This window comes from Paenibacillus terrisolis (assembly GCF_056171975.1).
In genome coordinates, this window is record NZ_JBKFGG010000005.1 from 423,187 (window position 1) to 443,585 (window position 20,399).

22 protein-coding genes and 1 other annotated feature are annotated in these 20,399 nt (G+C 49.2%); of the genes, 19 read left to right on the forward strand and 3 right to left on the reverse strand.

Annotation, left to right across the window (positions count from 1 at the left end):
* Positions 1-22 precede the first annotated feature (22 nt).
* From ACI48K_RS07320 to ACI48K_RS07355, 8 genes are all read left to right on the forward strand, one after another.
* Positions 23-658 (forward strand): nucleoside recognition domain-containing protein, encoded by a 636-nt coding sequence (locus ACI48K_RS07320; protein WP_475026905.1) that lies wholly within the window; start codon positions 23-25, stop codon positions 656-658.
* Between the two features lie 51 nt (positions 659-709).
* Positions 710-1,198 (forward strand): spore maturation protein, encoded by a 489-nt coding sequence (locus ACI48K_RS07325; protein WP_475026977.1) that lies wholly within the window; start codon positions 710-712, stop codon positions 1,196-1,198.
* A gap of 73 nt (positions 1,199-1,271) precedes the next feature.
* Complete coding sequence (locus ACI48K_RS07330) at positions 1,272-2,027, forward strand: pseudouridine synthase (protein ID WP_475026906.1); 756 nt, start codon at positions 1,272-1,274, stop codon at positions 2,025-2,027.
* A 194-nt stretch (positions 2,028-2,221) separates the two neighbouring features.
* On the forward strand, positions 2,222-2,749 hold the full coding sequence (locus ACI48K_RS07335; protein ID WP_475026907.1) for a redoxin domain-containing protein: 528 nt from the start codon (positions 2,222-2,224) through the stop codon (positions 2,747-2,749).
* Between the two features lie 21 nt (positions 2,750-2,770).
* On the forward strand, positions 2,771-4,441 hold the full coding sequence (resB, locus tag ACI48K_RS07340; protein ID WP_475026908.1) for a cytochrome c biogenesis protein ResB: 1,671 nt from the start codon (positions 2,771-2,773) through the stop codon (positions 4,439-4,441).
* Positions 4,438-5,700 (forward strand): cytochrome c biogenesis protein CcsA, encoded by a 1,263-nt coding sequence (ccsA, locus tag ACI48K_RS07345; RefSeq protein ID WP_475026909.1) that lies wholly within the window; start codon positions 4,438-4,440, stop codon positions 5,698-5,700. The genes resB and ccsA overlap by 4 nt, the downstream gene beginning before the upstream one ends.
* Positions 5,701-5,762: 62 nt before the next feature.
* Positions 5,763-6,479, forward strand: coding sequence for a response regulator transcription factor (locus tag ACI48K_RS07350; RefSeq protein ID WP_475026910.1), 717 nt, complete (start codon positions 5,763-5,765; stop codon positions 6,477-6,479).
* A gap of 1 nt (position 6,480) precedes the next feature.
* Positions 6,481-7,920, forward strand: coding sequence for a HAMP domain-containing sensor histidine kinase (locus ACI48K_RS07355; protein WP_475026911.1), 1,440 nt, complete (start codon positions 6,481-6,483; stop codon positions 7,918-7,920).
* A gap of 812 nt (positions 7,921-8,732) precedes the next feature.
* Here ACI48K_RS07355 and serA read toward each other — a convergent pair.
* Entirely contained in the window at positions 8,733-10,322 is a 1,590-nt protein-coding gene (serA, locus tag ACI48K_RS07360; RefSeq protein WP_475026912.1) for a phosphoglycerate dehydrogenase, read from the reverse strand.
* 288 nt (positions 10,323-10,610) lie between these two features.
* Positions 10,611-10,834: a binding site (T-box leader), on the reverse strand.
* A gap of 184 nt (positions 10,835-11,018) precedes the next feature.
* Entirely contained in the window at positions 11,019-11,939 is a 921-nt protein-coding gene (locus ACI48K_RS07365) for a hypothetical protein (protein WP_475026913.1), read from the reverse strand.
* A gap of 71 nt (positions 11,940-12,010) precedes the next feature.
* Between ACI48K_RS07365 and ACI48K_RS07370 the strand changes: the two genes are divergently transcribed.
* Both ACI48K_RS07370 and ACI48K_RS07375 read left to right on the forward strand, forming a co-directional pair.
* A complete protein-coding gene (locus tag ACI48K_RS07370; protein WP_475026914.1) occupies positions 12,011-12,604 on the forward strand; it encodes a lysostaphin resistance A-like protein in 594 nt (197 codons plus the stop codon).
* Positions 12,601-13,032 carry a hypothetical protein gene (locus tag ACI48K_RS07375; RefSeq protein WP_475026915.1) on the forward strand — a complete coding sequence of 144 codons (432 nt, stop codon included), beginning with the start codon at positions 12,601-12,603 and terminating at the stop codon, positions 13,030-13,032. The genes ACI48K_RS07370 and ACI48K_RS07375 overlap by 4 nt, the downstream gene beginning before the upstream one ends.
* 120 nt (positions 13,033-13,152) lie before the next feature.
* On the opposite strand, the gene ACI48K_RS07380 is transcribed toward ACI48K_RS07375, so the two are convergent.
* On the reverse strand, positions 13,153-14,058 hold the full coding sequence (locus ACI48K_RS07380) for a polysaccharide deacetylase family protein (RefSeq protein WP_475026916.1): 906 nt from the start codon (positions 14,056-14,058) through the stop codon (positions 13,153-13,155).
* Between the two features lie 97 nt (positions 14,059-14,155).
* On the opposite strand from ACI48K_RS07380, the gene ACI48K_RS07385 reads away from it, so the two are divergent.
* The 9 genes from ACI48K_RS07385 to ACI48K_RS07425 all read left to right on the forward strand — a co-directional run bounded on the left by ACI48K_RS07385 (position 14,156) and on the right by ACI48K_RS07425 (position 20,299).
* A complete protein-coding gene (locus ACI48K_RS07385; RefSeq protein ID WP_475026917.1) occupies positions 14,156-14,527 on the forward strand; it encodes a hypothetical protein in 372 nt (123 codons plus the stop codon).
* Between the two features lie 189 nt (positions 14,528-14,716).
* On the forward strand, positions 14,717-15,337 hold the full coding sequence (locus tag ACI48K_RS07390; RefSeq protein ID WP_475026918.1) for a genetic competence negative regulator: 621 nt from the start codon (positions 14,717-14,719) through the stop codon (positions 15,335-15,337).
* Positions 15,338-15,426: 89 nt separating this feature from the next.
* Positions 15,427-16,116, forward strand: coding sequence for a glutamic-type intramembrane protease PrsW (gene prsW / locus ACI48K_RS07395; RefSeq protein ID WP_475026919.1), 690 nt, complete (start codon positions 15,427-15,429; stop codon positions 16,114-16,116).
* An 85-nt stretch (positions 16,117-16,201) separates the two neighbouring features.
* Positions 16,202-16,351 (forward strand): hypothetical protein, encoded by a 150-nt coding sequence (locus ACI48K_RS07400; protein ID WP_475026920.1) that lies wholly within the window; start codon positions 16,202-16,204, stop codon positions 16,349-16,351.
* A 71-nt stretch (positions 16,352-16,422) separates the two neighbouring features.
* Positions 16,423-17,787 (forward strand): germination protein YpeB, encoded by a 1,365-nt coding sequence (ypeB, locus tag ACI48K_RS07405; protein ID WP_475026921.1) that lies wholly within the window; start codon positions 16,423-16,425, stop codon positions 17,785-17,787.
* Between the two features lie 166 nt (positions 17,788-17,953).
* Positions 17,954-18,607 carry a flagellar brake protein gene (locus ACI48K_RS07410; protein ID WP_475026922.1) on the forward strand — a complete coding sequence of 218 codons (654 nt, stop codon included), beginning with the start codon at positions 17,954-17,956 and terminating at the stop codon, positions 18,605-18,607.
* 81 nt (positions 18,608-18,688) lie between these two features.
* Positions 18,689-18,904: a hypothetical protein gene (locus tag ACI48K_RS07415; RefSeq protein ID WP_475026923.1), complete on the forward strand. Its 216-nt coding sequence runs from the start codon at positions 18,689-18,691 to the stop codon at positions 18,902-18,904.
* Positions 18,905-19,019: 115 nt separating this feature from the next.
* The gene (gene cmk, locus ACI48K_RS07420) at positions 19,020-19,724 is read left to right on the forward strand and encodes a (d)CMP kinase (RefSeq protein WP_475026924.1); all 705 of its coding nucleotides are present in this window, start codon (positions 19,020-19,022) and stop codon (positions 19,722-19,724) included.
* On the forward strand, positions 19,721-20,299 hold the full coding sequence (locus ACI48K_RS07425) for a lysophospholipid acyltransferase family protein (protein WP_475026925.1): 579 nt from the start codon (positions 19,721-19,723) through the stop codon (positions 20,297-20,299). The genes cmk and ACI48K_RS07425 overlap by 4 nt, the downstream gene beginning before the upstream one ends.
* Positions 20,300-20,399: the final 100 nt, after the last annotated feature.

The following is a 20,399-nucleotide window of genomic DNA, read 5'->3' on the forward strand; positions in this document are numbered from 1 at the left end:
CAAGGGGAAGGGGAGAAAGCGCATGATCAACAAAATATGGCTTGGGCTCATTTTAATTGGTTTTATCGTGGCCGCCGCCAAGGGGGATATCAATACGGTGACTCAAGCCGCCTTTGACGGAGCCGCCACGGGGGTAACGGTGTGCTTTGGACTAATCAGCGTCCTAGTATTCTGGCTTGGCATCATGCGGCTGGCAGAGGATTCCGGGCTGGTCAAAGCCATTTCCCGGCTGCTTGGCCCCGTCGTTTCATTTCTGTTCCCCGATGTTCCGAAAAACCATCCGGCCATGGGGTATATTCTGTCCAATATGAGCGCCAATTTGCTGGGTCTCGGAAATGCGGCGACCCCAATGGGGATACGGGCGATGCAGGAGCTCCAGGAACTGAATCCGGACAAGGAAACGGCCTCTCCGGCAATGTGTACGCTGCTCGCGCTAAATACCGCAAGCATTACGTTGATTCCGACAACTTTGATTGCGATCCGAATCAATTTTCATTCAGCGAACCCGGCGGAAATCGTAGGATCAACCCTGCTCGCCACCGCTGTCGCCACCTTCGCCGCGATTGCCGCCGATCGCTGGTACCGCAGGCGAACCATACATAAGACTCCTAAGTCCCCCCCTCATTCGCCGCAGCCTACCTTATCGCTGAAGAGGTGATTTGCTTTGCTGGATTGGGTTAATATTATCTCGGCTTGGGCAGTCCCGGTGATGATTGCTTTTATTCCTCTTTATGCGTATCTCAAAAAAGTGCCCGTCTACGAGTCCTTCGTTGAAGGGGCCAAGGACGGATTTTCAACGGCGATCGGAATTATTCCCCATCTTGTAGGGATGATGGTGGCCATCAGCGTTTTCCGGGCCTCTGGAGCGCTTGATTTGCTCGTGGGCTGGACCGCACCTTTTCTCGAACGTTTGCAGATTCCGCCGGAAGTACTGCCGCTCGGTTTTTTGCGTCCCCTGACCGGAACCGGATCGCTTGCTTTTACGACCGATCTTATCAAAACATACGGCCCGGATTCCATGATCGGCCGGATTGCGTCCACGATTCAGGGGAGTACGGATACCACGTTGTATGTGTTGACCGTCTATTTTGGCGCCGTTGGCATCAAACATGGGCGTTATGCACTGAAGGTGGGACTTTTCTCCGACGTGGTGGGCTTCGTTGCCGCTATAGCGGTCTGCCTGCTTATTTTCACCTGATCATGATATAGAGCCCCCTATTGTGGTTTTATTCTCCTATGGGTATCATGGGTAATGAGGTGACTTATAGACAATGGAAAGATTGCAGAAAATTTTGGCCGGAGCAGGCGTTGCTTCCCGCCGCAAATGCGAGGAACTGATTTTAAGCGGGAAAGTCCAGGTGAACGGCGAAACCGTAACTACGCTGGGGACCAAAGCGGACCCGGCCGTGGACGTGATTACCGTAGACGGGAAAACCGTAGGTGCGGAAAAGAAGATGTACCTGGTATTTAATAAACCGAAAGGCGTTATTACAAGCGCCTCCGACCCCCAGGGAAGAAAAATCGTCACCGACTACCTAAAAGGGATTACGGAACGGCTCTACCCGGTAGGCCGGCTTGACTATGATACCGAAGGCTTGCTCCTTCTTACGAATGACGGCGAATTCGCCCATATGCTCACGCATCCGAAGCATCATGTTCCCAAGACTTATCTTGCCACGGTGAAAGGCGTACCGCACGGTGCGGAACTGGACAAGCTGAAGCAAGGCATTATGCTGGAAGACGGAATGACATCCCCTGCCGAAGTGGAGTACCATGACATTGATCCTGAAGGCAAACAATCCACGATTTCCATCACGATTCATGAGGGAAGAAACCGGCAGGTCCGGCGGATGTTCGATGCGATTTCGCATCCGGTCATCAAGCTGAAGCGGATTTCATTCGGCGAATTATATTTGGGCAACCTGAAACGCGGCTTATTCCGCCACTTGACCAAAGAAGAAGTCGAAGGACTCTTCAAGCAAGCGCGCACTTCCGCCGTCAAAGCGGAAAAACCTTCGAAACGCTAACCTCAAATTTTTTGCTCCTCTTTGCCGTTGGATTGTTTACTCAATTCAACGGCAAACGTGAGCGGAAATCCCCTCCGTCACACAATGTTCACATTTTACCCAACGAATGCCATCCCGCTTTTCGTTATAATGTTCATAGGATGTTCACTTTTAAATATTGATTTATGATCATTATCATAGAAGGGAAACTGAACATGGGAAAAGCGAGACGTTCGGTACAGATCATCATTTTAAGTTTGGTTGTTATTCTTGGCGGCTATGCGATCAGCACCGCCGCATTCGGAAGTGAAGGCGGCAAGCCCGCTGTCGGGGACAAACCGCCTGCCGTTAAGCTGCTCGGATTGGACGGCGGAGTACATACGCTGAACGAATATCGAGGAAAAGCCGTCGTTATCAATTTTTGGGCCACATGGTGTACGTACTGCGTCAAAGAAATGCCCGCCTTGCAGTCGGAATGGGAGAAATGGCGCGATCAGGACGTCGTTTTCCTCGGTATTAACACCGGCGAGGATCAAATGACGGTGCAAAATTTCGCGAAGCAGACCGGTGCGGACTTCCCGATCCTGATGGACACCGATGGCGAGGCAGTACGCGATTACGGCATCGTTCCGATGCCGACCACTTATTTTATCGATAAAAAAGGTAAGATTTCCTCCATTCACGAGGGCGAGCTCAATTTGGACACCTTGGACGACCGAATTAAGCAGCTCGTGAATTCCTGATCGGATGAGGAGGTTTATTCGTTGATCGAAAATACCAAATGCGAATGCGGCCACCAGAACCGCGTCGGGACTGTTTTGTGCGAAGCCTGCGGCAAGCCGCTGTACGAGATCAAGGATGCCGGCGAGTTGTTGGAAATGCGATATGACGGAGCGGCACGGCGCTCGCAGCGGGCCAATCCGAAGGTAATAGACAGGATCTGGAATTTTTTCTCCTCGGTGAAGGTGGCGGTCTACCTGATTACTTTCACTCTGGTAGGAGCGATGTTCGGCACCATTTTTGAGCAGGAGAGCAGTTTTATCAACTTTGACCCGACGACCTATTACAAGGAAAAGTACGGCACAATCGGCGAAATTTATTACAAGCTGGGCCTGTCCCATACTTATGAATCCTGGTGGTTTATCTTGCTTCTGGTGTTGATCGGGTCGTCTCTTGTGATCTGCAGCCTGGATCGGGTACTGCCGCTGTACAAAGCGCTTTCCAAGCAGAAAATCCTCAAACATCTCCAATTTTTAACCCGCCAGAAAATCGTGTATCAGGGACCTGTCGAAGGCGATGAAAGGCAGTGGGTGGAACATGCGGCGGTTCCGCTAAAAAGGCGGCATTACCGCGTCTATGTCGAAGAGAACGCGCTGCTCGCCGAAAAACAGCGGATCAGCCGTTGGGGGCCTTACATTATCCATATAGGCTTGATTATTTTTTTGCTTGCCGTTTTGTTCCGAGGACTGCCCGGGCTGCATCTGGATCAGCATTACTGGTTTCCCGAAGGTGAAATCACCCGGATACCGGATACGAATCTATATTTGAAAAACGAAAAGTTCACGGTCGAATACTACAGCGAGTCGGAAATGCCCGAAGAATTCAGGAAGACCGGCAAGACTGTGCCAAAACTGTTTGAAACCAAAGCCATCCTTTATCAATGCACGGCGGACTGTAACGATCCCTCAAAACAGCCTCGGCTCAAAGAGGTGGAGCGGCATGCCATCCGGGTAAACGCCCCGCTTAACTACAAAGGAGTGAAAGCCTACCAATTCGACTTCGATTTAACGCCGAGACTGCGCTCCGTCCAGCCTGTTTTGGTCGATAAAATCACGGGGGAGCAGTACGGCAAGTTCAAGCTTGAAATGAAAAACCCCGAACGGGAATACAAGCTGGGACCGTATACGCTGGAACTGGTTAATAAATATATGGACTTCTCTCTAAATGAGGAAGGGCAGCCCGTTTCCAAGTCGCCCGATCCAAATGCGCCGGCGTTTTTGTTTTTGGTCAAAGGACCGGGTTTGTCGCAGGAAGGGAGCCAGTATATCTATTTTCCGAAGCAGATCGATAAGGAGCGTTTTCAGCAGGATGCGATCAACGAGAAACTGGGGGGTCTTGAGAAAAAGCTTGAACTGGATGTGACCGGCATGGAAGACGTTGATTTCATCAGTGCCTCCAGCTATCTGAATATTCGTATCGACCGGGCCATGCCTTTTGTGTGGACGGGACTTGGAATTGTTATGCTCGGCTTGATTCTGGGCTTTTATTTTCAGCATCGCCGGATCTGGCTGCGGATCGATGACGGCATATTGACGCTGGGAGGACATACGACGAAAAATTGGTTTGGCATGCGCCGTGAAGTGTCCGCGTTTTTGAAAGCGATGAATATTGAAGCGGACGAGAAGTTTTTGGAAAACGGAGGGAAGCGTCCATGAATTTTTTGGAGACCAGCAGACTGGCCTTTGTGATCGCCTTTTATTTATACTGCCTTTCTTTCATCTTTTATGTGGTTGCCGTAACGGGGAAAACCTGGAGAAACCGCGAGCCTGCAGCCCATGAGAAGAAGTGGGGCGCCATCTCGTTCGCCACGTCTTCGCTGGGCCTTGTTTCGCATCTAATATACTGCGGTACCCGTTGGGCTTATAGCGGGCATGTCCCGGTCAGCAACATGTATGAGTTCATGACCTTTTTGTCGATGATGATCATGATCGCTTTTACCGTCATTTTTCTGATTTACCGAAAAATTTTGCTCGGGGTCTTCGCGCTTCCTCTCGCAATCATTATTATGGCTTATGCAGCGGTTTTCCCTCAGGAAGTTCAACCGTTGATTCCATCGCTAAAATCGATTTGGCTGTACATTCACGTTACGCTGGCGGCGACCGGCGAATCTTTCTTTGCGGTCGGCTTTGCCGCCGGATTTATGTATTTGCTGCGGACGGTAAACTTTCAAGGGAACGATAAATCGTCGCGGCGGCAAAAATGGTGGGTTGAATTTACCGTTTTTTCTATTATTATAGTATTGGGCTTTATTGTTTCCGTTTTCTCATTTCGGGCTGTCGGATACGAAGCGATATTTACGCAAAATAAGACAACGATTGACAGCCAAGTACAACAGGATAGTACAATAGATAAAGAAATCTATAAATTGCCTCCGATTGTTGCCCCGTACCAAAGCGAATCGGAACGGATACAGCCGTTTCTCGGCATGGATCGGCCATGGCTGGAGTCTCCTTCCTGGATGAAGGGAGCGAGCGCCGGACGCAAACTTAACACCGTAATATGGGCAATACTAACAGGAACGGTGCTATATTTGCTTATGCGTCTTATTTTCCGCAGGCCCCTCGGTCAGGGGCTCTCCGGCATATTAAAAGGTATCGATCCGGACGATTTGGACGAGATCAGCTATCGGGCGATCGCCATAGGCTTTCCGATCTTTACGCTCGGGGCGCTTGTGTTTGCGATGATTTGGGCTCAGCAGGCTTGGGGAAGATTTTGGGGCTGGGATCCCAAGGAAGTGTGGGCGTTGATTACGTGGCTGTATTACAGCGCATATCTGCACCTTCGTCTTTCGCGTGGTTTCCAAGGACGCCAGGCTTCTTGGCTCGCCGTTCTTGGTTTCCTGGTTGTCACGTTTACGCTTGTGGGAGTTAACCTGATTATCGCCGGTTTACATTCCTATGCAGGCACTGATTAAAATGTAATTAACCATATCGATAACTCAAGTGTATGGGTAAGATGATGAAGGGGTTGTTGTTTATGTCAGATCAAGCTAACCGCATTCTAGTGGTTGACGATGAAGAACGTATCCGCCGGCTGCTCAAAATGTACCTGGAAAAAGAAGGTTATGAAATCGATGAAGCGGAGGACGGAGAGACGGCTCTGAAAAAGGCGACGGTCGGCGACTACGGGCTTATTTTGCTGGATGTCATGCTGCCCGGGATTGACGGTGTCGAGGTTTGCAACCGCTTAAGACAAGTCAAGTCGACACCCGTGCTCATGCTGACCGCCAAGGGAGAAGAAATCAACCGCGTTCAGGGCTTTGAAGTCGGAGCGGACGACTATGTTGTTAAGCCGTTCAGTCCCAGAGAAGTCATCTACCGGGTGAAGGCCATCATGCGACGTGCCTCGGCGACGGCGTATTTAACCAAAGAAAGCGGGACGAGCAACAATATCGTATTCCCACATCTCGTCATCGAGCATGATGCCCATCGGGTTACGGCCAGCGGCCAGGAGGTCAGCTTAACCCCGAAAGAATATGAACTTCTTCATTATTTGGCGGTTTCGCCGGATAAAGTATTCTCCCGCGAGGAACTGCTTAAAGATGTATGGAATTATGAATTTTTCGGTGATTTACGGACGGTGGATACCCATGTCAAAAGATTGCGCGAAAAACTGAACAAAGTATCGCCGGAATCGGCTGCCATGATTACGACCGTCTGGGGCGTCGGATATAAACTGGAGGTAGCCAAATAAAGTGAATTTCTGGAGAACGCTTGTCGGCAAGCTGTGGATTACGATCATTTGCCTGGTAGCCTGTGTGCTGCTGACGATGGGTTTGTTCCTGCTGCCGTACATCGATACCAATTTCACGAACCCTGGCGCCGTCAAAAAGTTGTTCGTGATCGTCTCGATGATCGGCTTCTCGCTTACGACCTTCTTCGCGTTATTTCTGTTTACAAAGATTACGCAGCCGATGCAGAAGCTGATTCAGGCCACGGATTCGGTGCGTAAAGGGAAATATGACACCCGGCTGTCGCTGCGAACCAGCGATGAGATTGGGGAGTTGGCCAGTACGTTCAATCATATGGCCGAGGAGCTCGACAATACGATTCGCAGCTTGAAGCACGAAAAGGAACATCTCTCCAGCGTCCTGCGGAGCATGAACGATGCGGTGATTACTCTCGATCGCGAAGGCTATGTGATTTTGACTAATCCTCCGGGCGATCGGATTTTGCAAATGTGGCGCGATCTTCCGGCAGAAGATTCCGAAGGCGGAAACGGTTTGGGGCAAAGGGACGAATTTATGCCGCAGCCCCTCCAGCCGATGTTCCGTAAGGTGCTGGAACAGGAAGGCGACCAGAGGATGAATGTCCATGTCATGAAAGGCGTCTGGTCGGTTCACATGGCCCCGTTATCCTCGGATGGTGAAATCCGCGGAGCGGTTGCGGTGCTTCGTGATGTGACCGAAGAAGTCCGGCTTGAGAAGATGCGGCGTGATTTTGTTGCGAATGTATCGCATGAGATCCGCACCCCATTGTCCATGATGCAGGGCTACAGCGAGGCGCTGCTCGACGGGATGGCGACATCCCCCGAAGAGAGCGCGGAGCTGGTTCAGGTCATCCATGACGAATCCTTGCGAATGGGCAGGCTCGTACGCGACCTGCTGGATTTGGCGCGCATGGAGGCGGGCCATACGGATATGAAGATGCGTCCGCTTGATTTTCGGGAGCTTGTTGAACGGGTGTACCGGAAATTTTCGGTCCGCGCCAAAGAGAATGGCGTCAGTCTATCGCTGGACTTGGCGGAGGGGCCGCTTGGCTTGCAGGAGGCGGATGAGGACCGTTTGGAGCAGGTACTGACCAATCTGCTCGACAATGCCTTCCGGCATACTCCTGAAGGGAGAAGCATCGGTATCGCCGCCGGTATTGAGGCCAATGAGCAGGGCGCGAATGAGCTTCATATTTCGATCAGGGACGATGGAGTAGGCATTCCGATAGATGATCTTCCGTTCATTTTCGAACGGTTCTATAAGGCGGATAAAGCGCGCGTACGAGGGGAAAGCGGCGGCACAGGCTTAGGCTTGTCGATCGTAAAAAACATCGTCAACGCCCATCACGGCACCATACACGCCGAAAGCGAAGTAGGCAAAGGAACGGCGTTCAAAATCATTTTGCCTGTCGAAAAGAAGCAGTAATCGTAAAACGGTTAAACATCCTTTGAAGGAAGGATGTTTTTTTGTTGAATGCCGTAGATAAATCTTGTTCATCGTGGAACAAAAGAGGGGGATTTGTTAAGCGTCGAACTGGTATTAGCACGGGGGAGGCCAAGTCTATAGGTTTCAGCCGCTGTTGAATTCGTGTTCTATTGAATCGATCAAATGGGTATAACACGATTTCAAAGGCGGCCCGTAAACTTTTCACCCTATAGGCTTGCCCTCTTCTGTGCAACTGCGAGCCAAGTTCGACGATTAACAAATAAAGGGCGGCAAAAGCACGCACAAGGGTTTAAATGCATTGTGTACCCTCAGCTTGTCGAAGATGGAAATCAAAACGTTCACATGGCCGTATGGAAATAGCTGGCGAGTTTTCCGGGCAGCTTGCCTGCAAAAATGCAGGCTTTTTCACACATTAGTCCCCTTGATCAGCCAGTAACTGCAAAAATGCAGTAATTTCCCGAGTTCCCTTCCGTCAGAGCCAAAAAATGAGAAAATAACTGTAAATTCGCAAGTAATTGGAGATTTCGGGCACGCGGGACAAGAAATGATTGTATAACAGGTATTTCAGTGATTCACCTGGATGAGTCCCACTTCCACGCCGACCGGCTCGTCGATTTCATTCTTTCATCTTAAAAGCGGGTGAAAGGAGACTAACGCAAGGCGACTGGCAAAAAAGATGTTAAAAAACATAAAGAAACCCAAGGTCATAATAAACAACCCGGGGTTTCTCGAAAGTCTTAGAACACAAGGTTTAAATGCCTTGAGTGTTCTTTTGTACAAACTTGAAGCTCTTATTCAAAAGCGATTTGCTGCGCTTTGTTGAGTTCGGGGATATTCGTCAGTTCGTCGAGGACGGCTTTGGAGACGGCTTTGTCGACCGTCAGCACCATGATCGCTTCTCCGCCGACAATTTTGCGGCCGACCTGCATGGAGGCGATGTTGACGTCGTTCTTGCCGAGCAAAGTGCCAACGCTGCCGATCAGGCCCGGTTTATCATTGTGGGAGATAAAGAGCAAATGGCCTTCCGGAGCAATATCGACCGGGAATTTGTCGAGCTGTACGACACGGGCGCCGTAGCCGTTCAGCAAGGTGCCGGCGATCCGGCGTTCCGAGCCGTCCTGGGCTTTCAATGTGACGCTGATCAGATTGGTGAAACCTTTTGTCGCCGAAGCTTGGGAGACGACGACGTTCACGTCGCGCACTTTGGCAAAATGCATCGAGTTGACGATATTTACGTCATTGCCGAAATGGCGGGAGAATACGCCCTTAATGATATAGCGAGTTAGAGGCTGTGTATCGACTTCGGCCAGGTCTCCGGCATAGTCCACGTGAATTTCGCGTACGGCCTGATTGTTAAGCTGGGCCGCAAAAGCGCCGATTTTTTCGCCGAGCTCGAAATAAGGCTGCAGCTTATTCATGACGCTTGGTGCAACCGGAGGCATATTTACCGCATTTTTGAACGGTTCGTTCCGCAAAATATGCAGCACTTGCTCCGATACATCGATAGCTACATTTTCCTGGGCTTCTACCGTCGAAGCGCCGAGGTGAGGGGTAACGATGATTTTCGGATGATTCAGAAAAGGATGATCGGGTTCCGGCGGCTCTTTTTCGAAGACGTCAAAGGCGGCGCCTTCCACAATGCCTTGTTCGACCGCTTCAACGAGAGCGAGCTCGTCAACGACTCCGCCGCGGGCACAGTTGATAATCCGCATGCCCTTTTTCATGATTTCAAACTGAGGGCGGGAGATCATATGCTTCGTTTCCGGAGTCAGCGGGGTATGAACAGTAATAAAATCGGCAGTTCGTACGATTTCGTCTACGGTCGCCAGCTTTACGCCCATTTTCTCCGCGCGGTCTTCCGTCAGAAACGGATCGTAACCCAAAATCTCCATGCCGAAGGCCTTGGCGCGTTTGGCTACCTCGCTGCCGATCCGCCCCATGCCAAGTATGCCTAGCGTCTTGTTGCGCAGTTCAACGCCAAGGAACTTGCGGTCCCACTTGCCTTGAATCGTTTTGGCATAGGCTTGAGGAATATGGCGAGCCAGCGCCATCATCATGGCAAAAGCGTGTTCGCAGGTCGTAATGGTGTTGCCGTCCGGCGCGTTAATAACAATGATGCCGCGTTTGGTCGCCGCTTCAAGGTTGATATTGTCGACGCCAACTCCGGCGCGTCCAATGACCTTCAAATTGGCGGCGGCTTCCATGATTTTCTCGGTCACTTTGGTCTGGCTGCGAACCAGCAGGGCATCGTACCCGGAAATAATCTGAACCAATTCGTCTTCGCTGAGACCCGTTTTCTTCTCCACAACCACATCGTTTGCATCCATCAGCTGCTGAATCCCCAGATCGCTGATCGGATCCGATACCAACACTTTAAACATGATTTCCTGACCTCCTAAAAGTTTTGTATAGCATAAGCTTCCGGAAAGACTTCGACAAAACCTCTTCGAAAGCATCGGCTTAGTTTTGTATAGCATAAGCTTCCGGAAAGACTTGGCAAAACATCTCTTCGAAAGCGCGGGCTCAGTTTTGTATAGCATAGTTCGATACTGTTATTCATTACCGTTATGCTGCGCAAAAGGATGAAGGTGAGACGATTCGCTGCAGCATCGGTTTTAGGTCAAAATACACGAAATAAAAAAACTCTCAATCCGCATACTACGACTGTAGTAAGGGACGAGAGTTATTCGTGGTACCACCCTAATTCGCTGCGTTTTCAAATAGCAGCCTCATTGCCATGAAGGCAGATTGATAACGGAGTTCCTCCGACTGCGCCTACTAAACGTTCAACGCAGTGACTCAGGATCGCTTAAGCAATCGTTCCGCTACCGGTTCACAGCACCACCGGCTCTCTGAGAGCTTCCTGACGGCTTTTTTCCTTCAACGTGTTTAAGCAAATGTAATTTTTCATAATGTAACACGGAGAATGGAAGGTGTCAACCGAAATCTGTTACTTACCTTGTAAAGTATGTTAGCTTGTTCTGCACAAGGTCCCGCCTTGAATCCGGCTGTTATTTTGGTTATGATTTTAATGTCGAAATTTCGTTGGCTATTCGTAGCAAGAGAATCGTACCTGATTAATCTTCCGAGAAAAAAGGCACCTCAGGCAGCGATTCCGATTCGTAATAAGAAGACTTCCATTTCGCAAACTCTTTGCCTTTGACGGCTTCCGTTTCCGTAAGCACTTTGATGATCGCGGAGACCGAATTGAGTTTCAATTCCTTGGCTTTGCCGCTTTTGATCATGTTGTCGATTTTTGCGGTCAAGTCCTGCGGAAGGTAAGTTACGAACAGGCTTTTGCTGACCATCATGTCCGTGACTGCTTTATCCTTGATAGCCAATGGATACCCGGACCACTCCTTGATGCTGGCATCGCCTTGATATGTATAATTGGCCGGAATGCTGCTATTGGTTTTAGCCGTCCATTTCAAGATGGAGGTGTAATATTTCTTTTGGGCTCCAAGGCCGTACCCCTCGGCGTTTTTGGTAAAATCGCTTTCGCTCAAAATTTGCGCGAATTCGCTGCCCTTTTTGCTTCCGGATGCCGAAACGGCATTGCCGACGCCATCCTCAAACAGCTTTAGGCTTTTCATAAAATCGGTCTGAGCTTCTTTTAACAACGGAGACGATCCGGAAATGGAATGAGCCGCTATTTGCTCATACTGCTGCTTGGCGATTTTGCGGATTTCCTTCAAGTCGTCGTTGGACTCGGCCGATGAACGGCTGGAGCTCAAGTCATCGATCAGACTAAGATAATTCTCTTTAAACTCCTGATAAGGCTGAAACACCACATAATAAAATGTGACTAAATCCTGCTGGGAATAGGAGGCAGAAGTTTCTTGTTCGGCAGGATTGTCGCTCAAATAAGCGTATTTTGCCTCCGTTTTGTCGATGCCCATTCTTAAACCGAGAAAAAATGTGCCGAATGCGGCGATCAGCGTAAACAGGAATCCAATAATGAACAGCATTTCAGATCGTGAAGATTTTGGTTTTGGCATGTTGCGGGACTCTCCTAATCATATGAAATTTGCACTAATAGAATAATAAAGGACAGGGTTTGACAAATACTATGAAAAAATTCAAAATCGGCAATATAAAAATACAAAAAGTCGATCCCGGTCAGCTTGATGATCGTCTATTGCTCATCAATTTGTATTTGACGCAAGGACTTACTTTATTTATCGGCTTGGTGATTCTGTTTTTTCAGAAAAGAAATCCGTTTCTTTTGTTCGCTTTGCCGCAGCAGCCTACCTTCGTGTATTGGGGGCTGGGACTTGCGGGCGTGATGTTCCTCGTCGATTTGCTGCTATCCAGATTTATCTCCGAGGAAAGCATGGATGACGGTGGCATTAACGTCTTATTGTTTAAAGGCCGCCCGATATGGCACATTTTGGTGATTGCCGCAGTTGTCGCCATATGTGAAGAAATGCTGTTTCGGGGAGCTATCCAGCACAGCTTGGGGCCTTATTGGACCAGCATTGTTTTTGCTTTGATTCATGTGCGCTATTTGCGTCACTGGATCCCGACGGGTTGGGTATTCGCAAGCAGCTATGGACTAGGTTTCATTTATTTGCACACCGGGACGCTTTGGGCACCGATTCTATGTCATTTCCTGATCGATTCCATATCGGGACTTGTGATTAAATTTCGGAGGGAATCATGAACGAACGTTTGAGCCGAGTGGAGCGACATAGTCAGCGCTCCAATTCGAAACCGCGGAGTAGCCGTTCGCGCGCAAAACAAGAACAACCCGCAACTGACTCTGCCTGGGGAGAGGCTCAGGGGCGGGAATACGAGTCACCTGCGGATCCTTTTTTTACCGAGGCCTCACCGGTTGAGGATAAAACCTTATCGTCGTTAACGCTGCCGGATTACCTGCTCGTACCTAACGACGAAACGCCGGGCGAGCCGAAAGAAGAAGCGAATGAAGTCGCGGAACTGCCTACGCGAAGAGAAATGTTCCCTTCGCAGCGGTTAAAGTTTACAAAATGGTTTTATAATTCTCTTTTGTATATATTTATGATTATTTTGGTTTTTTTGCTCTGGTGGGGCCTGAGCAAGTCTCCTTGGGGACAAAGCCACGGGTTTTAAACTAATTTTCGTAAGCAGAGCGTTTAACTAAAAATGTAAAAAAAGAATGCCGGATCATTCCGGCATTCTTGCGTTTTCGCCCACTCGCTTCCGTTTTGAAGAAGGAAGGACGGGTGTTAGTTATTTACCTGCGTTTGTGTCTGTCGGCGTGCTCGGGGCGTCGGAAATAGTGCGCGGGTCGACAAAACCGTAGCCTTTCTCTTCAAGCTTGGTAAGAAGTTCATCCAGCGCTTCAACTGTCCAAGGCAGCTCATGCATCAGGATATTGCTGCCGGCATGAAGCTGATCGAGTACGTTTTGGATAACGGCATCGGGCTTGTTTTTATTCTTGCTGTCCCAATCCAGGGAACCGTTGGACCAGGTCATATAGATCAAGTTGTTATCCTTGGCGATTTGATGAGTCGTATCGTTTCCGGAACCGAAGGGCGGACGGAAAAATCGCGGATTTTCCCCGATCGTTTCTTTGACGATGTTTTGCACGTCTTCAATTTGTTTTCGCATGTTAGCGGCGGATTCTTTTTTCAGATCAATATGGTCCCAACTGTGGTTTCCGATCATTTGCCCGCGGTCGTGAATCAGCTTGAGCAGTTCCGGATGCGCCTTTACTCGGTAACCGTTGACGAAAAAGATGGCTTTCGCTTTATGTTTGTCCAGCGTGTCGATCAGACCGTCAATCATTTCCTTTTCTTTCGGTCCGTCGTCAAAGGTAAGCAGCACGACCTTTTTGTTAATTCCTTCATCATTTGGAACTACATTATAGGCTTTGTTGATGTGATACAAGGGTTTGGGGGTCTCTTCGGGCGGATCGGCAGCCACCGGGACAGTTACCTCCGGCTTGTCGTTCTGGGACGGCTCTCCCGAGTTTCCGTTTGCTTCCGTCTGTGCCGGATCGGCGGCAGCGGGAGCCGTCACCGCGGAATTGCTTGCGCCGGAATCGGTACTGACATTGGCAGGGGTTTTGAGCTGGCCGCATGAGCTGAGAAGAAAGCAAGCGGCGGCGATGATCAGGACTTTCTTGTTGGTCAAAGGGAACATCCTCGCTTTCCTGTAATTATGCCGCATGAGTTTGTTGACTACCGCTAATACTACGTATGATTTTAACACATCTAAGGAGGTTTTTTAGGTGAAATCTTCCTCATTCTTATGCGGGATATTGGTGGGCGCCGTTCTCGCTGCTTGGACATCCAAACGGAAGGCTTTTATGCTGTCTTCGATGGGCGGAGCGGGATCGGCATTCAAATGGGCCGGCATGACGTCTAAACATCAACATACATGCGCTGATCACAAGGCTTCTGCCGCTGAGACGCTCGGTTCAAAATCGGTCGGAGCTGCAGAAGCCCAGGTGCATCCCAGTTCCGTTTCATCGACCGGCAAGAATCATTCGAAAGAATACAATCTGAATCAAATCACCGATTTCATTAAAAGCAATGCGGACGTGCGTAGGGAAGTCGAAGCGATTCTTCGCGAATCGCATACCACAATCCCGGGATTATAAGTATTTCTGAATTCAGAGTCATTTTCGGCCTTCGATTCGGGAGACGGAAAATGATTCTTTTTTTGTCTATTTTATTGCGTGCATTTAGTGAAAATAAATGATAACATACTTACAAAGAACCATTTCCATCACATAATACAGCAGGTTTCATAATCTGTTATAACACGACGATGGAGAGGAGGATCCTGTATGAAGATAGAACGACTTGGCCAGGATAAGATACGGATTTTCCTCACGTTTGACGATCTAAGCGAACGCGGTATTCAGAAAGAGGACATGTGGCAGGAAATTCCCAAAGTCCACGACCTGTTCACCGAAATGATGGACCAGGCTTACAACGAAGTGGGGTTTGACGCCACGGGACCTTTGGCTGTTGAAGTATTCGCCTTGCCCGCTCAAGGGATGGTCGTCATCGTAACGCGCGGTAAATACGATCACAATCATCATGGAGGCCCTGCCTCTTATGAAGACGAGTTGCCTGATGAAGTCTACGAAATGGAAGTTACGCTTGAACAAAGCGATACGATCCTGTATTCGTTTGACGACTTCGAGAATCTGATCGAAGCGGCTCACGTCTTGCAGCATATGCTTCAGGACGCTGGCAGACTGTATAAATATAACGGGAAATGGATTCTTCAGCTGGAGCCTGACGAAATGGACGAAGGCAAGCATCCCGGAGTGATCGCCGTTTTGGCTGAATTCGGGGAAGCAACATCGGTAACAACCGCAATGCTGGAGGAATACGGGGATCTCATCATGTTCGAGAACGCCATCAGCCTCATTTGCGGCTACTTCAAACGTCAGGATTAAGCGACAGCTTTTCGTTCATAGACGAAAGCGTAAGATAGGTTTTCGAAAGAGATAGGAACAGCAACCGGGTGTTAAAAGGGGGGAGACCGTTGCTTTTTCTCTCGATAGCAACTGCAGCGGTAGCCCCCGGAATCGCTTTGTTGACTTATTTTTATCTCAAGGACAAGTATGATTCCGAACCGCTGCATATGGTTATAAAAGTATTTTTGCTGGGGTTTCTTATCGTTTTTCCAGTCATGATTCTTCAACGCGGTTTGACGCTTTGGCTGGGTGACGGTCCGTGGGTTTCGTCGTTTGCCATTTCGGCGGGCGTCGAAGAATCCATCAAATGGTTCGTATTATTCCATATGATTTACAATCATACGGAATTTGATGAGCCTTACGACGGAATTCTTTACGCTGCGGCAATTTCGCTTGGTTTTGCAACGGTGGAAAATGTTATCTATGCTTTTGCCAGCCATGCTTCCATCGGCCAAATGCTGGTTCGCGCTTTGCTTCCGGTATCCGGTCACGCGATGTTTGGCGTAATGATGGGATATCATTTGGGGCGAGCCAAGTTTTCGGAGGGATGGAAGAGCCGCAAATACCTGCTCTTTTCATTGCTGCTTCCGCTATTCTGGCATGGCGTATATGATTTGGTTTTGAACAACTTATCGCAATACTGGCTTTGGTACATCGTGCCTCTCATGGCTTTTTTCTGGTATGGGGGCATCGGCAAAATGTATCGCGCCAATGACCGTTCACCTTTCCGGCTCACGGGCGCGGGAGGCAGAGACTAATTTGCATTGCAATAGGGCATCCTTATTTTATGAATTGAGGTCCGGTATGGTCCGGTTCGAGAGACATGAAAGGGGTGCCTTTTTGGTGCGCGTAAAAGTGAAAATAACATGCAAAACCTGCGGGGAGCGATACGTGCTGCGCGGCAAAAAAGAACGGGGACATATTGAAACCGGGTTCAAACAGTGCCTGTGCGACAATCGGAACGAATTTGAAATCGAAGAGCAGCCTCTCTAGGAATGCATAAAGTTCCTTTCTTCAAGTCAAACTAACGACAACCAGTTGGAGAAAGGAGAGTGCCTGAACCGATGTATAAACGATTAAGCGCGATATTGTTTCCGATCGCCACGGTGCTGTTGATTGGCGCTTTGGTATGGGGTTATCAAGAAAATCAAGAGAAAAATTCGATATTGATCAAAGCGGAAAACCAGTATCAGCGGGCTTTCCACGATTTGTCTTATCACGTAGACAAGCTGCACGGCGAGCTCGGGAATACCCTGGCCGTCCATTCGGCTTCAACCGGATCGCAGCGTAAAGGTCTCGTTAACGTTTGGCGCATTACCAGTGAAGCGCAAAACGAAATCAACCAGCTTCCTTTAACCCTCTTGCCCTTTAACAAGACGGAAGATTTTTTGTCGCGGATTTCGAAATTTTCCTATCAAACCGCCGTCCGGGATTTAACGAAACAACCGCTTTCCGACGGCGAGGTGAAAAACCTGAAAGAGCTTTATAAAAGTTCCGCCCAGATAACGAAAGACCTGCAGGGCGTTCAAAATAAAGTCATTTCAAACCGGCTTCGCTGGATGGATGTTGAGACCGCGCTCGCCAGCAATAAAGAGCCAAAGGACAATACGATTATCGATGGCTTCAAAACCGTTGACAAAAAAGTCGGTGAATACCCCGAGCTTGACTGGGGGCCTTCCATCTCCAGCATGTACAACAAACGTTCGGTCAAGAAACTCGGCGGTACGCCGATCACGGTGGATGATATCAAACGGCAAACCGCCCGATTTATCGGAACGAAAGATACGGCGGGGATCAAAGTGGTGGAAAACGGCCGCGGCACGGAATGGGCTTCCTACACCGCTAACGTAAAAGGGAATAAAAAAGGGGAGTCATGGACGCTGGATTTTACGAGAAACGGCGGACACTTGATTTCATATTCCCATAACCGGGGAGTGGGCCCGAAAACGGTGAGTGCCGATGCGGCAAGAATCCGGGCGGATGCGTTTTTAACTAAAAAAGGGTATAAGGGTTTAACTCCGGTTTCGTATGACGAGTACGATAATATCGGCAATTTCACTTTCGTTAGCAGACAGGGCAAAGTGCTCATCTATCCGGAAAAAATTTCGGTCAGAGTGGCGTTGGACAACGGCCAGATTACCGGGATGCAGGCGAGCGATTACGTTTACGAGCACGACAACCGGCAAAAGATCAAAGCGCCCAAACTGACGGCGGCGAAAGCGAAAAAGTTTTTGAATCCCGATTTCAAAGTCAAATATCATCGGCTGGCCCAAATCGAAAACGAGCTGTCGCAAAAGGTGCTGACGTATGAATTTGGCGGGGGAATCAACGGCTCGCAGTACCGGATATTCATTAACGCCGACAACGGAAATGAGGAGGTCATCGAAGAAGTCAGAAACGCGGTGACCGGGGCAGGCGCCAAATCATAATTTGCGAACGACAATCATTTTGAGAACGTCCACGAGCATAGAGGACGTTCTCTTTTGCATATCCTAATTTTTCACCTCCCATCAACTCTCTGACATGTTATAATTAAATAGAATAGCGTTCATATTTCCGTAGAATGACCTAAATAATGGGGTAGGTGGGGGAAACTTGTTTCCTAAAGTTAATGATTTGGTCTACATACAGGTAGCATCCACAGACAAGAAAAGCATGGACAAGGAATGCAAGTCGCGAATTGCCGAAGTGGAGGAGGAGTCGTTCCTGATCGAGGTCCCGATTGAAAGCGGGAGCGGAAGGATGAAACGGCTCTATATTGGCGATGAATTGTCCATCTATTTCATCACGGAAGCCGGAGTCAAAAATTTTTTCAATACATATGTGCTCGGTTTTGCCGACGATGTCGTTCAACTGGTCCGCATTCGTAAACCGGATCCGGAAACGATTACCAAAATTCAGCGCCGCAACTTTTTGCGTGTCCCTGCCGAACTTGAAATTGCCGTGAAGCTGAGCGACAACACAAGGTTCGTCACCCATACGGAAGACGTCGGCGGCGGGGGAGTTTCCCTGTTCTGCAGCAGCAGATACAAACTCTCCCAGGGAGACCAACTGTATTGCTGGCTGCTGATTCCTTTCAAGAACGGGGCGATCGACCATGCGCCATTTGAAGCGGAAGTAGTACGCACAAAGAAGCTGGAGTCGGATCGGGTACTGGTCATGCTTAAATTTGTGAGCATTTCCGATATGGAACGGCAGAAGCTCATCCGTTACTGTTTTGAACGCCAATTTGACTTTAAAAACCGCTAATTTCCGGTCATCCCGGGTTCTTCCTTCCGAAAAATGGATATCCTAGGCATATCCGATTTTTTTCGAAAGTAGGTAAGCGATATGAAGCGGCAAGTAGAAGGCGATGACGAACAATACACGAAGCTGTTTTTGCTGTTCTCCGAGCGGGTGGAATCCTGGTTCAAAAAGGCTTTGATCGTGCTTTTGGTCTCATTGTGCCTATTTCAAGCTGCGCTGCGCGTTCCGGCGCTCCGTCAATATTTGGCGACGGCGGATAAATATGAAGGGGTTCCGGTTCACCGGGACATAAGGCGGTAAAATCCCGTCAACCGCCGGATGTTTTTGCATCCAATGGCTTTGTGTGGTATAATTTTCACGTCGCAGGCAATGCCTGCTTTTTTCTTGAGAACGTGTATTGAGGAGGAAGGCCCTTTTGGCAAGTGTGGCGTCAACATCTTACGACAAGATCAACATCGCGATTGACGGTCCGGCCGGGGCAGGCAAGAGCACGATTGCCCGCATGGTTGCTGGCAAGCTGTCTTACGTTTATGTCGACACCGGCGCGATGTACCGGGCTTCGACCTGGTATTTTCAAAATCAGGGAGTAGAGCCCGAAAATGTCGAAGAAGTGCTTCAAATGCTGCCCGATCTGGTTATTGAATTATTGCCCGGAGAAGAGGGACAGCAGGTCAAACTAAACGGACTTGAGGTAACGGACAAAATTCGCACCCAAGCCGTAAATGCTCAGGTATCCCGATATGCGCAAATCGAGGGGCTGCGCGAAAGGCTGGTCTCTTTACAGCGGCAAATGGCTTTGCGCAAAGGCGTCGTGATGGATGGACGCGATATCGGAACCACCGTCCTGCCGGACGCGGAGGTCAAAGTTTACATGACCGCCAGCGTCGAGGAACGGGCGCGTCGCAGATTTTTGGAAATGAAAGAGCCTGAAGTCTCGTTCGAGCAACTGGTAAAGGATATCGCCGAACGCGACCGTTTGGATCAGGAGCGCAAAGTCTCTCCTCTCCGACAGGCGGATGACGCGACGCTGCTTGATACGACCGACATGTCCGTTGACGAAGTTGTCGAAACGATTGTGGACATGTGCAGATCTTATGGGAGTGAGAGAAAACAAGGATGATCTACCGTTTTTGTCGAAGTGTGCTGCGCTTGATTTACAAATTGATCTTCCGTCTGGAAGCCAGCGGTTTGGAGCATATTCCAAACGAAGGCGGGGTTCTTCTTTGTTCAAACCACATCAGTCTTTATGATCCTCCTACAATTGGCATTCTACTGAAACGGAAAGTGCATTTCATGGCCAAACAGGAATTGTTCAATATTTTCGGCTTTGGTTGGCTAATCAAAGAGCTGGGGGCTTTTCCGGTCAAACGGGGAGGCGTCAGTAAGGAATCGATCAAGACGGCGCTGAATTTGCTCCGCGGCGGTCACGTCATGGGAATTTTCCCGGAAGGGCATCGCATGAAGGGCGATGAAGGCGGAATCGGCAAGAGAGGCGCGGCAACTTTTGCTCTGCGCAGCGATGCTGCCGTCGTGCCGGTGGCTGTTATCGGCAATTATAAATTATTTCGTAAAATGAAAGTAGTGTACGGTCCGCCGATTGATCTCTCTGAGTTTAAAGAGGGGAAAAATCCGGATGCGGCTGAACAGGCTACAGAGAAAATTATGTCCGCCATCGCGGAATTGAAACGTCTGTAACTTTTGCTTTCGGGCATCTATGCATGAAGGCAGCAAACATTTGGTAAGCTATGAGTTAGAAGAATGTTTTGAACTTCGCTTTACGCGGGTTTAAATAAAT